The following is an 11,871-nucleotide window of genomic DNA, read 5'->3' as shown; positions in this document are numbered from 1 at the left end:
ATGGCCGCCAAGACCACCGTCCTGCAGGCGCCGCCGTCGAGCCTGTCCGTGCTCACGCGCGGGCTGCGCGGCATCCTGCCCGTGATCGGCAAGCAGGGCCCGCTCAAGCCGGAGACCCCGCTGCCGGACCGGACCGTCGAGCTCGCCGTCGACGTGGATCCCGTGCGGGTCGGCGAGTACTGCGAGGTCGTCGGGCTCAAGAACACCGGCGAGGTACCCGTGATGTACCTCTACGTGCTCTCCTTCCCGCTGATCATGGACCTGTTCCTCGCCGACGACTTCCCCGCCGCGGCGGTGGGGTCGGTGCACGTGGAGAACACGATCACGCGGCGCCGCCGGGTCGAGCCGGGCGAGAAGCTCACGCTGCGCACCTCGGTGGGCAACCTCCGCGAGCACCGCAAGGGCATGCTCATCGACTTCACCACCGAGTTCACGGACGCGTCCGGCGCGTCGGTGGCCTCCGAGGTGTCGACGATGCTGATCCAGCAGCGGACGTCCCTGTCCGGCGAGCCGTCGGGGCCCGCGCCGAAGGAGGGCCGCCCCGGCGCCCCCGACGCGCTGCTCTCGGCCGACGGCGGCCTGATCCGCCGCTACGCCGGCGTCAGCGGCGACCGGAACCCGATCCACATGTCGCCGATCGGCGGCAAGGCGTTCGGCTTCCCGTCCTCGATCGCGCACGGCGCGTGGACGGCCGCGGCGATGCTGCGCGTCGTCGAGGGCCACATCCCCGACGCGGTCGTGCACCACGTGCGCTTCGGCCGCCCGGTGATCCTGCCGGCGAAGATCGGCCTGTACGTCTCGCGCGACGAGGCGACCGGCGGTACCGAGATCGTCGCGAAGGACCTCAAGAAGGGCTTCCCGCACGTGACGGCCACCGTCACGCCGTTGTAGCCCTGTTCTCCGACGGTGCCCGCCCGGCTTCGGCCGCGGCGGGCACCGTCGTCTCCGGGTGCGGGCGCGCGGGCCGCGGGGGTGCAGTAGTCGTTCAGAAGAGCGATGCGCGGAACGCATACCCGTCACTGGACGCAGCGGCGTCGACATTCCCGCGCTCGGGCCATGCAGCATCTCGTAGTGTCGATGCATGACGGCAGATCGTGAGGCGCAGCGCAATTGGACCCACTTCGGGTACGGACTGGCGGTCTTTCTCGTCCTCGACGCCGCGGCGCTCCTCTGGGCAGGCACCTTCCCCGGCGACCCCGGCCTGGGCGTGCTGTCGCTCCTCGGCGGTGTGGTTCTGTTCCTGGGCTGGCTGGTGTACCTGGTGGCCTGGGCGCGCACGATCCGCCGGTTCGCGTGGCGGTTGCTGATCATTCCGCTGATCGGGGCGATCGCGATCGGGCTGGGCGTGACGAACGCGGTGCCCGAGGCCCGGTGGAACTACGACGAACCCCGGTTGCGGGCCGTCGCCGAGCAGATGCTCGCCGACCCGCGGGCGGACGTCGTCGACTACGAATCACGGAAGATCGGAACTCAGCAGGTCTACTCGGCGTACAAGACCGACAGTGTCGTGCGGTTCCACATCGCCGGCCCGTCGATCAGTACCACGCGCCTGGCCTACCACCCCGACGGCGCGACCCCGACCGACGCGGCTCGGACCAGGGTCACGCACCTCTCCGGCCGGTGGTGGCAAGAACTGTCCGACTGACTCACTCCGGGCGTTCGCCGCGGATGCCGCCCCAGAGGAACGAGGTCATGATCTCGACGGCGCGGTCGAGCTCGACCTTGCCGGTGGCCAGACGGTCCGCGATCGCCTCGCCGGAGCCGACGAGGGCGACGGCGTAGAGCTCGAAATCCGTGTCCTCCGGCGCGTACTTGGCGGCCTCGCGGAGCAGCACCGCGGTCATCTCGACGACCCGCTCGCGGCTGTTCTCGGAGAGCGCGGCGAAGGCGGCCTGGCCGGTGGTCTCGCGGTACATCACGCGCCAGGCGTCGCGGTTCTGGTCGACGTACTTGAGGAAGCCGGCGATCACCGAGCGCAGGCGCTGCGACGGCGGCAGCGTGGGGCTGGCGTCGAACTCGATGCTGCGCATGAACTTGCCCGCCTCGCGCGTGACGCACGCGGCGAAGAGTTCGTCCTTGGACCCGTAGTACAGGTACAGCATCGGCTTGCTGATCTGCGCCTCACGGGCCACCGCGTCCATCGACGTCTCGTAGAAGCCGTTGCGCGAGAACACCTTGATGGCGGCGTCCAGCATCTGCTGCTCGCGTACCGCGCGCGGCAAACGCTTCGTCCCACCGGCCATCGGCGTCCTCCTTACTCTCGAGTCAGATCCTAGCCCACGAGGTTACTCGCAAGTAAGTTCCGGTGAAATCCGTTCGGAATCAGCAGCGTACGGCGTGCTTCACCCGCGCCACGCGGAGCACGGAATCGTCGAGGCGCCGCATCGTGATGCGCTTCGCCTTCACCGAGGCCTCCACGGCGTCGAGCGCCGCGCCCAGCTGATCGGTGGAGATCCACAGCGCGACGTCGGCGCCCGCCTCCAGCGACTTCGCGACGGCCTGCGGCACGCTGAACCGGTCGGTGATCGCCTTCATCCCGGAGAGATCATCGGTGAAGATCGGCCCGTCGAAGGGCTTCGCGCCGTACCCGGCACCGTCGCGCAGGAGGCGCATCGTCGCCGGGCTGAGGCTGGTCGGCAGGCCCGGCTCCGTGAGGCCGGGCACCGTCAGGTGGCCGACCATGACGCCCGCGTCGCCGGTGTCGACCGCGGCGCGGAAGGGCACGAGGTCCTTGGCCTTCAAGGCGTTCAGCGGCGGCACGCTCACCCCGCCCTGGTGCGAGTCGCCCGACGAGCTGCCGTGCCCCGGGAAGTGCTTGAACACCGGGTACACGCCACCGTCGCGCAGGCCCGCGGCGAAGGCCTGCGAGTACTTCACGACCACGGCCGGGTCGTTCGAGTACGAGCGGTCGCCGATCACGGAGTCGTCGGACTGGGCGGAGACGTCGGCGTCGGGGGCGAAGTCCACGGTGATCCCCATCGACTTCAACAGCTTGCCGACGCGCGCGCCCTCGGCTCGCGCCTGCGCGACGGTCTTCGTGCGCGCCAGCTCGCGCGCCGAGACGAGGTTCGCGCCGGGCACGCGGGAGACGCGGCCGCCCTCCTCGTCGACGGAGACCATCGCCGGCACCTTCCCGGCCTTCGCGACGCCCTGCAGCGTCCCGCCCGAGAACACGGATTTGTCGGTCCAGCTACCGATGAACACGCCGCCCACGCCCTGCTGCACGGCGCGCCGGGCGTCGGCCGCGTCCTTCACGCCGACCATGAGCAACTGCCCGGCCTTCTCCCGCACCGAGAGCTTCGCGAGGAAGTCCGAAGCGCAGGTCACCGGGCGTCCCGGGCCCGACGACGGTGCCGCGGACCTCGTCGCCGACGGGGCCTGCGCCACGGTCGTCGTGGACAGCGCGGCGTCGGGGTTCGACGGGCCGCACGCCGCGACGCCGGCCGCGGCGATCACCAGGATCGTGAGGTTCCGAAACTTCTGCATCGGGGCCAGTCTGTCAGATCGCCGCCGCTACCGGGCCAGCCGAAGCAGCTTGCCGGTGAGGGTCGTCGCGTACAGCGCGGCGCCGTCCCAGCCCGGGCCGCGGCCGAACCGCACCGACGTCACGCCGCGGTGACCGGTCGCGATCGTGCACTGCGCGCCGGTCGCCGGGTCGAGCCGCACGACGGTCCCCGGCAGGTCGAGCGCGGCGTAGACGGCACCGTCGGGCCCCACGGTGAGGTCGTCGGCGAAGTGCCCCGGCCCGAACCCGGGCACCTCGTAGCGGCGCGGCCGGTCGGGATGCGCGGGATCGATGGCGTAGAGCCGCGTGGTCGCGGTGGTGGCCGTCGAGGCCCAGAGGCGGCCGGAGGCACCGTCGAACCAGAGGCCGTTGACGGGCTCGCCGCGCAGCGCGAAGGGCACGGGCACGCCGCCGGGCGCGGTCGCGACGATCCCCTGCCGCGGGCCGAGGACGGTGCTGGTCACGGCGCGGCCGTCGGGCAGCAGCGCGAGGCCGTTGGGCATGGTCAGCCCGGACGCGACGATGCGGGTCGCGCCGGTGGCCGGGTCCACGACGGTCACCGTGCCGTCCGGCTTCCCCAGCAGCCCCGACGGCGCGCTGTTCGCCGTCGCGACGTGCACCGCGCCGCCGCGGACCACGATCCCGCCGGGGTTCGGCAGGTCGACGACGGTGCGCAGCGCGCCGGGCGCGGCGCCCGCGAGCAGGCTCCCCTTCCCGGTGAGCACGTTCTGCCGGGACAGGTAGACGGTGCCGGTGCCGTCGAAGGCGAGGTTCTCGAGGGCGCCCATGCCGGACCGCAGGACCGTCGTGCGCCAGCCCCCGCAGGCCTGGTTCGACGGTGCCGCTCCCGCGGTCGCGGGCGTCACGGCGAGGGCGGCGAGCACGGCCGCGGCGAGGGCGACGGGACGGAGCGGGGTGCGGTTTCTTCGCATGCGCGCAGTCTGGCAGGCGCGGGAAAACCAGCCCGGGGGCGCGTTCGCGGCGCGCCGGACTCGCCCGGACTTGCATCTTGCAACCGAGGCGTTTCGGCGTAGCCTGGAGGCATCAGGTAACCGTGAAGATCGAGGTGATCCGCATGAGTGTCCCCGTCAAGGTTCTGATCGCGTACGACGGCTCCGAGTCCTCCCAGCGCGCCGTCAAGTACGCCAGCAAGGTCCTCGCGCAGGGCCGCGACGCCGAGGCGATCGTCGTCACCGCGTGGGAGTCCACGATCCATCAGGCCGCCCGCCTGTCCGCCATGTCCGGCGTCGCGGGGGCCGGTGCCGCCGAGACCGCACTCACCCGCGAGAGCGACGTCGTGCACGCCGAGGCCAAGAAGACGAACCAGCAGGGCGTCGACCTGGCGGCCGCCGCCGGCTTCACCGCGCACGGCGAGCTCATCGAGGTGTCCACCACCGTGTGGACCGCGCTCATCGCCGCGTCCGACACGTTCGACGTGGACGTCATCGTGTCCGGGAGCCGCGGCGTCTCGGGCATCCGGTCGCTGTGGCATTCGTCCGTTTCCGAGCACGTGCTGCGCGGATGCAAGCGGCCGGTGATGATCGTGCCGTCGGGCTGCGCCGAGCTGGACCTGTAGACTTTCCCGCATGGACCGCACCTCGATCATCGCCAGCGCCACCGCCGCGCTCGCCGGCATCGTCGTCGCCGTGGCCCTCGCACTGGTGAGCGGCGCGGCCGTCGCGCAGACGTCGCCGACCACCGACGTCAACACCGTGTCGAAGGACAAGGGCTTCCTGCAGGGCTCGTCGAACTACGGCGAGCGCGACGACTCGGGTGCCAACAAGTAGCCCCCACTTCTCCGACGAACCCCTGACCCGCCGCGCAGGCGCGTGGGCGTTCGTCGCCCTGCTCGCGCTGAGCTTCCTCAGCGCGCCCGGGAAGGTCGTCGCCGACACCAAGCTCGATCTCACGGCGAACCCCATCGGCTTCCTCGCCCGCGCGGCCAACGTCTGGTCCAGCCAGTCCCCGCTCGGCCAGGTGCAGAACCAGGCCTACGGCTACTTCTTCCCGCACGGCGCGTTCTTCGCGCTGGGCCAGTTCCTGCACGTCCCGCCGTGGGTCACGCAGCGCCTGTGGTGGGCGCTGCTCCTGTTCGCCGGCTTCTGGGGGATCATCCGGCTCGCCGAGGCACTGCGCACCGGCTCGCGCGGCAGCCGGGTCGTCGCGGCCGCGGCGTTCGTGCTGGCCCCGCAGGTGCTCACGACGCTGGGCGCGATCAGCTCCGAGACCGCGCCGGTGATGCTCGCGCCGTGGGTGCTGCTGCCGCTGGTGCAGCTCCTGCAGGGCGCGGACGTGCCGCTGCGGAACCTGGCCGCCCGCTCGGCGGTCGCGGTCGCGCTCATGGGCGCGGTCAACGCCGTGGCCACGGGCTTCGCGTGCGCGGTCGCCGCGCTGTGGTGGCTGCTGCACGTGCGCTTCGGCGCCGGGACCCGCCGCTTCTGGACGTTCAGCGCCTGGTGGGCGGTGTGCGTCGCGCTGGCGACCACGTGGTGGATCGTGCCGCTGCTCATCATGGGCCGCGTCAGCCCGCCGTTCCTCGAGTTCATCGAGTCCTCCCGCGCGACCACGCAGTGGGCGTCGGTGCCGGAGGTGCTGCGCGGCACCACGTCGTGGAGCCCGTTCATCTCCGACGAGCGCGGCGCCGGCGCCATGCTCACCACCTCCCCCGCCGCCGTCGTCGTCACCGGCCTGGTCGCGTGCGCCGGCATCGCCGGGCTCACCATGCGCCGCATGCCCAAGCGCGGGGTCTGGGCGACGGTGCTGCTCGTCGGCCTGGCGGGGATCGGCGCGGGCTACGCCAGCGGCCTCGGTTCGCCGTTCGCCGAGCCGGTGCGGGTCTTCCTCGACAGCGTCGGCGCGCCCCTGCGCAACGTCTACAAGCTCGAGCCCTTCCTGCGGTTGCCGCTGGTCCTGGGCATGGCACACCTGCTGGCCCGGGCGCCGCTGCCCGGCACCGTCGGCCTCGCGAAGGTCCGGCGGGCCCTGGCGCACCCCGAGCAGGACCGGCTCGCGGCGGGTGCCCTGGCCGTGGTCGTGGTGCTCGCGCTCGCGGGCGGCATGGCGTGGACGGGCAAGCTCGCGCCCCGCGGGCCGTACGACAAGATCCCCGACTACTGGTCGCAGGCCGCGGACTGGCTGTCGGCGCACGCCGCCGGGACCGCCCCCGGCCAGGCCCGGGCCGAGCGCGCGCTCGTCGTGCCCGGCGCGCCGTTCGGTGCGCAGCTGTGGGGCCTCACGCGCGACGAGCCGATCCAGCCCCTGGCCGAGACGCCGTGGGCGGTGCGCGACGCGATCCCGCTCAACCCGCCCGGCGCGATCCGCGCCCTCGACTCGGTGCAGCGGCTGTTCAGCGCCGGTACCCCGTCGGCGGGCCTGGCCGCGACGCTGCGCCGCCAGGGCATCTCCTACCTCGTGCTGCGCGCTGATCTCGATCCCGGAACGTCGCGCTCGGCGCGGCCTGCGCTGGCCCGCGCCGCGATCATCGGCTCGCCCGGGATCAGCGAGGTCGCCCGGTTCGGCGCGGACATCGCCCCGCCGACCGTCGAGAAGGTGGTCGTCGACTCGGGGCTGCGGCCGCCGCTCCCCGCCATCACGATCTACCGGGTCGACGGTGCCGCCCCCACCGGGCCGTACGTCGCCGACCTGGCGTCGATGCCGCGCGTCGCGGGCGGGCCGGAGGCGCTGCTGGGGCTGCAGGCCGACGCCGCCGCGTCGGGCCGGCGTGAGCTGGGCGCGGCGCTGCTCGCCTCCGACGCGAAGGACGCGGGGCTGCCCGACGGCCCGCTGACCGTCACCGATACCCCCAAGCGCCGCGAGACCGACTACGGCCGCGTCGACGACCACAGCTCCGCGATCCGCACAGCCTCCGATCCCCGTCGAACGCTGAACCGGCTGCCCGACTACCCGGCGGCGGGGCTGGTCGACGGGACGTGGCAGGGCGCGACGGTGTCCGCCTCCAGCTCCGCCGCCGACGCCACGCAGCTCGGCACCGTGCTCCCCGGCGCGGGCACGGCCGCCGCGGTGGACGGCGACAAGAACACCGCGTGGGTGTCCTCCGGCCTCGACCACGCCATCAACCAGTGGATGCAGTTCACGCTGCCCGAGCCCCGCGCGGACCTGTCGGTGACGGTGACCGTCGGGCGGGCGCTGGGTCCCGCGGTGACGCGCCTCCTCATCACGACGGAGGCGGGCACGGTGTACTCCGATCCCGTCACGGCGGGGACGCCGATCACGCTGGTCGCGCCGTCGGAGCCGACGCGGTGGGTGCGGATCACCGCCGCCGAGACCGCCGACCGCACGTGGGGCAACCAGTTCGCGATCACGGAGGCCGAGCTCGCGGACACGCGGTCCGGCGCGACGATTCCGGCGCGGCACGACGTGGCGCTGCCCGCGTCCGGTCCCGCGCAGCGCTGGGTGTTCGGGCAGGACACGATGGGCCGGTCCGGCTGCGTCGTCACGCCCGGCGAGAACGGCGCGCCCGGGCCGGTGCAGTGCGCCGACATCGCGATCGGGCCGGAGGAGCCCGGGCCGCTGCGGCGGACCGTCGACGGGCCCGGTGCCCCTGCGGTGACACCGTCGCTGACGGTCCGCGCGCGCCCGGGGCAGGCGCTGTCGGCGCTGCTCGGGGCGCCGGGCGCGCCGTCGGCGTTCGCGGAGTCGGCGGTGGGCGACGGCCGGGCGAGCTCGGCCGCGGCCGTCGACGGGGACCCCAACACGGTCTGGTCGGCGCCGCAGTCGGTCACGGAGCCGACGTCGCCGAAGCCGGTGCTGCGGCTGCGGCTGCCGTCGCCGCAGGTCGTGGGCGGCCTGACGCTGCGGCTGCCGCGCGGCGAGGCGCCCGCGCGGCCCACGCGGATCGGCGTCGACCTGGGGACCGGCAGGCAGGTGCGCGAGCTGCCCGCGGGCGATTCCGTCACCGTGAAGGTCGACCCGGCCGTGACCGACTCGATCTCGATCTCGCTGCTCGACTGGGACGAGCGGATCAACATCAACGACTTCGGCTTCCCGGAGAAGATGGCGCCCGGGCTGGCAGAAGTGCGGGCCGTCGGCCCCGACGGTGCGCCCGTCCCCGGCTCGGAGCCCGCGCCCGCGGACCGTCCGGTCGTGGTGCCGTGTGAGACCGGTCCGACGGTGCGGATCGGCGACCGCGTGCTGCGCTTCCGGATCGAGGCGGGAGCGCGGGAGATGCGCGACGGCGCGCCCGTCCGCGCGGTGGCGTGCGATCCCGCGCCGGTGCCGCTGCCGGCCGGGAAGGCGCAGGTGGTCGCGACGCCGGGGCTCGCGTTCAGCGTGGACTCGCTGGCGCTGGACACGCCCGCGGCCGCCGAGGCGTCGCCGCGGGACGAGAGCGTGAAGGTGCAGAGCTGGACCCCGGATCGCCGCGTCGTGACGGTGAGCCGCGCCGACGCCGACCAGGTGCTCGTGGTGCCCGAGAGCCGCAACTCCGGCTGGGCGGCGACGGGCCCGGACGGCGCGCCGCTGAAGGCCGTGACCGTCAACGGGTGGCAGCAGGGCTGGGTGGTGCCGCAGGGCACCGACGGCGCCGTCACCCTGCGGTACGCCCTCAACGCGCCCTACCGGATCGGGCTGTTCGGCGGCCTCGCGCTGCTGGCGATCCTCGCCGCGCTGGCACTGGTCCCGGGATCGCGGCCGCGGGGTTCCGGAGGACCGGTGCGGGCCTGGCAGCCGGGTATCGCAGCGGGCCTCGGGATCGGCGCGGTCGCGTTCGTGCTCAGCGGGTGGCCGGGGCTCGCGCTGTGGGCGGCCTCCGGACTCGCGACCTGGGTGGTCTCCGGACTGCACGTGTCGGCGGACCGTCGGGCGGCGTTGCGCGTGTTCGGCTCGTCCGGCTTCGTGCTGGCCGGGATGCTGCTGCTGGCGACGGGCCCGTGGCACGCCGAGGCCGGCTACGTGGGCCACGGCCCGTGGCCGCAGGGCCTGGCGCTGGTCGGCGTGTTGCTGATGGCCTGGTCGACGGTGCCGCCCGTGCGGCTCCTGCACCGCCGCGGCGGTGGCGCGCCGACGGCCGATGGTGACGATGGGACCGGCGAGGCCACGGACTGAGCCGCGAAGGAGGAGTGTGGTCGCACTGAATAGCTATGCGCGCCACGCATACCCCCTGAAATCCCAGTTCAGAGCCGTGTTTTGCCGATCGGGCGATGCGTGGGGCGCATACCCACCGGATCAGCCCGGCACCGGATCCTGCTGCTGTGATCCGCCCCGACGACGCCCCCGCGCCTGCTCGAGCGGCGGTTACCGGGATGGTGGGAGATAGCGCGGGGCCCGGTCGAACCAGCCGCGGGATTCGTCGTTCCGCCACAGCAGGAGAGGAACGGCGATCGTTGCGACCAACCCCACGCAGGTGAGGCCGAAGATGCACGCCGCGACGGTCGCCACCACCCGGCCGCCGCGACCGCGCAGCAAGCGGATTCCGGCGACGACACCGAGGATCACCGCGCTCCACACGATCGCCGCGACCGTGAGCGCCGCGGCCACTTCGGCCGACGAGGTGGCCGGAGGTCGATTCGGGTTCGAGTTCGACGCGAGGAAGCCGAGCAGGACGAGACCGGACAAGACCAACAGAATGACAGCGGCCGCGGTCACCGACGAAGGCCTCGACCACACTGGCGGAGCGGCGAAGGTGAACGCGTACTCGCCGTCCTCGTCCATGAGCATCCTCGCTGAGAACCAGACGGGTCTCCCGGGAGACGCCATCGCGGTCCTGAGCTGTTCGAACAGTGGCGCGACTTCGGCGACGGTGTGCCCGTGATCAGCTCCACCGTCGACTCGTAGCACGAGCGACCCGACTCCACCCGTGACGGATGCCATGTACACGAGCTCCACATCCGACCAGCCGCGTCGACCGGCCTCGACCTGGTCGAACACCACATCGGCGATCCGCTGCTCGACCGCCTCCACCGTTTGCACCATCCGATTGCCCCCTCATTCGACGTTCACGAAGGTAGCGATCAGGCAGGCAAATCATCAGTGTCTTGTGACAGAAAACACCAATCCCGGTTGGCTGTTCGGCGCCTCGCGGGGAGGCGCGGCGGCGGGCCGTCGGGCCTCGCGACGCGCGAGCCGGCGGCGGGCCGGCTCCTCCACCCAGGCGTAACTCAGCGCCGCGACGGCCACGGAGAAGACCAGCGTCAACAGGGTCACCTTCCCGAAGGCGCCGTTGAACGGCACGATCGCGAACAGCGGGAAGATCGCGGTGAGCACCACCAGGTGCCAGATGAAGATGCCGTACGACCAGCGCCCCAGCGCCAGCATGAAGCCGGACCCCAACCACCGCGCCGACTCCCCCGCGGGCGCCAACACGAGCGGCGCCAGCAGCAGGAAGCCGAGCACCCCGCCGAGGCCCATGCGCACGGCGAACTGCCAGGACTCGGGACTGTCGAGGGTCACGGGGCCGCCCAGCGGCGTGCAGATCACGGCGAACACCACGAGCGCCGCCGGCCAACACACGCGACGCCGCGCCAGCCGCCGCACCGGACCGAACCGGGAGACCGGCGCGCTCACGATCTCGGCGAGGACGATGCCCGCGACGAACCAGGGGACATACGAGGGCAGCCAATTGTGGTGGTTCACCCCCGGCGGCAGGGGCAGCGCCGCGCCGACCCACGCCCAGCTCAGCGACACCGCCGCCGCGGCGAGCAGCAGCGGCACCCGCCACCGCGCCGCGTCCCCGCGCAGCCGCACCAACGCCAGCGCGGCCAGCGGCAGCAGCAGGTAGAAGAGCATCTCCACCGACAGCGACCACATCTGGGTGAGACCGTCGGTGAGCGAGTACGGCACGAAGACCTGGGTCAGCGAGAGGTTGGCGAGCCAGGTGGAGCCCGACGGGGCCGTCGACCGCGGCAGCAGGGCCAGCGCGACGAGGGCGACCACGAGGTACGCGGGCATGATCCGCACGATCCGGGACCGGTAGTACCGCCCCGTCGACGGACCGTCGGACGAGGTCCACGCGGCGCGGGCGTGCGCGCGCCACAGCAGGAAACCCGACAATCCGAAGAACAGGGCGACCGCCATGTCGAAGCGGCCCCAGACCCGTCCCACCACCGAATAGCCCACCTGACCGGTCTGGAAGGCGGTGTGGGTCAGCATCACGGCGATGGCCGCGCACGCGCGCATGCCCTCGAGTGCGGGCACGAATCCGGCCGCACCCGCGGGCTTTGCAGCTGCGAAATCGCTGGTACCGGCGGCGCTCATCGTCCACCGAATCTACCCGCGAATCGGTCTTCGCCCGCGCGCGTGGCCCGTGCCACCCCGACACCACCTGTAGGCTCGGGTACTTGGAAGGGAGCGCGACCGCGTGCCCCGACGGCGTGTGCGAACCGCGCACGCGCCCCACAGAGATGTGAGGA

10 protein-coding genes are annotated in these 11,871 nt (G+C 73.0%); 5 read left to right on the top strand and 5 right to left on the bottom strand.

All coding sequences use genetic code 11. The features are described from left to right. Both BLW32_RS03265 and BLW32_RS03260 read left to right on the top strand, forming a co-directional pair. Positions 1–891: a MaoC family dehydratase gene (locus tag BLW32_RS03265; RefSeq protein ID WP_068740652.1), complete on the top strand. Its 891-nt coding sequence runs from the start codon at positions 1–3 to the stop codon at positions 889–891. Positions 892–1,081: 190 nt separating this feature from the next. Then, positions 1,082–1,645 carry a hypothetical protein gene (locus tag BLW32_RS03260; protein WP_068740651.1) on the top strand — a complete coding sequence of 188 codons (564 nt, stop codon included), beginning with the start codon at positions 1,082–1,084 and terminating at the stop codon, positions 1,643–1,645. Position 1,646: 1 nt separating this feature from the next. On the opposite strand, the gene BLW32_RS03255 is transcribed toward BLW32_RS03260, so the two are convergent. From BLW32_RS03255 to BLW32_RS03245, 3 genes are all read right to left on the bottom strand, one after another. Further along, the gene (locus BLW32_RS03255; protein WP_068523511.1) at positions 1,647–2,243 is read right to left on the bottom strand and encodes a TetR/AcrR family transcriptional regulator; all 597 of its coding nucleotides are present in this window, start codon (positions 2,241–2,243) and stop codon (positions 1,647–1,649) included. Between the two features lie 79 nt (positions 2,244–2,322). Continuing rightward, the gene (locus BLW32_RS03250; protein ID WP_068740650.1) at positions 2,323–3,486 is read right to left on the bottom strand and encodes a glycoside hydrolase family 3 N-terminal domain-containing protein; all 1,164 of its coding nucleotides are present in this window, start codon (positions 3,484–3,486) and stop codon (positions 2,323–2,325) included. A gap of 27 nt (positions 3,487–3,513) precedes the next feature. Beyond that, positions 3,514–4,437, bottom strand: coding sequence for an SMP-30/gluconolactonase/LRE family protein (locus BLW32_RS03245; RefSeq protein ID WP_068740649.1), 924 nt, complete (start codon positions 4,435–4,437; stop codon positions 3,514–3,516). 143 nt (positions 4,438–4,580) lie between these two features. On the opposite strand from BLW32_RS03245, the gene BLW32_RS03240 reads away from it, so the two are divergent. From BLW32_RS03240 to BLW32_RS03230, 3 genes are read left to right on the top strand one after another with little or no spacing between them, the layout of a single operon-like run. After that, entirely contained in the window at positions 4,581–5,081 is a 501-nt protein-coding gene (locus BLW32_RS03240; protein WP_068524678.1) for a universal stress protein, read from the top strand. Between the two features lie 10 nt (positions 5,082–5,091). Then, the gene (locus tag BLW32_RS03235; protein WP_068740648.1) at positions 5,092–5,292 is read left to right on the top strand and encodes a DUF2613 family protein; all 201 of its coding nucleotides are present in this window, start codon (positions 5,092–5,094) and stop codon (positions 5,290–5,292) included. Continuing rightward, the gene (locus tag BLW32_RS03230; protein WP_139286051.1) at positions 5,279–9,568 is read left to right on the top strand and encodes an alpha-(1->3)-arabinofuranosyltransferase domain-containing protein; all 4,290 of its coding nucleotides are present in this window, start codon (positions 5,279–5,281) and stop codon (positions 9,566–9,568) included. Before BLW32_RS03235 ends, BLW32_RS03230 begins: the two co-directional genes overlap by 14 nt. 189 nt (positions 9,569–9,757) lie before the next feature. Here the strand turns inward: BLW32_RS03230 and BLW32_RS03225 are convergent, their stop codons facing one another. Continuing rightward, complete coding sequence (locus BLW32_RS03225) at positions 9,758–10,435, bottom strand: hypothetical protein (RefSeq protein WP_068740647.1); 678 nt, start codon at positions 10,433–10,435, stop codon at positions 9,758–9,760. A 54-nt stretch (positions 10,436–10,489) separates the two neighbouring features. Next, complete coding sequence (locus BLW32_RS03220) at positions 10,490–11,716, bottom strand: acyltransferase family protein (protein WP_068740646.1); 1,227 nt, start codon at positions 11,714–11,716, stop codon at positions 10,490–10,492. Between the last annotated feature and the right edge of the window lie 155 nt (positions 11,717–11,871).

This window comes from Tsukamurella tyrosinosolvens (assembly GCF_900104775.1).
GTDB classification, from domain to species: Bacteria; Actinomycetota; Actinomycetes; order Mycobacteriales; family Mycobacteriaceae; genus Tsukamurella; species Tsukamurella tyrosinosolvens.
This window is presented reverse-complemented; position numbering and strand designations above follow the sequence as displayed.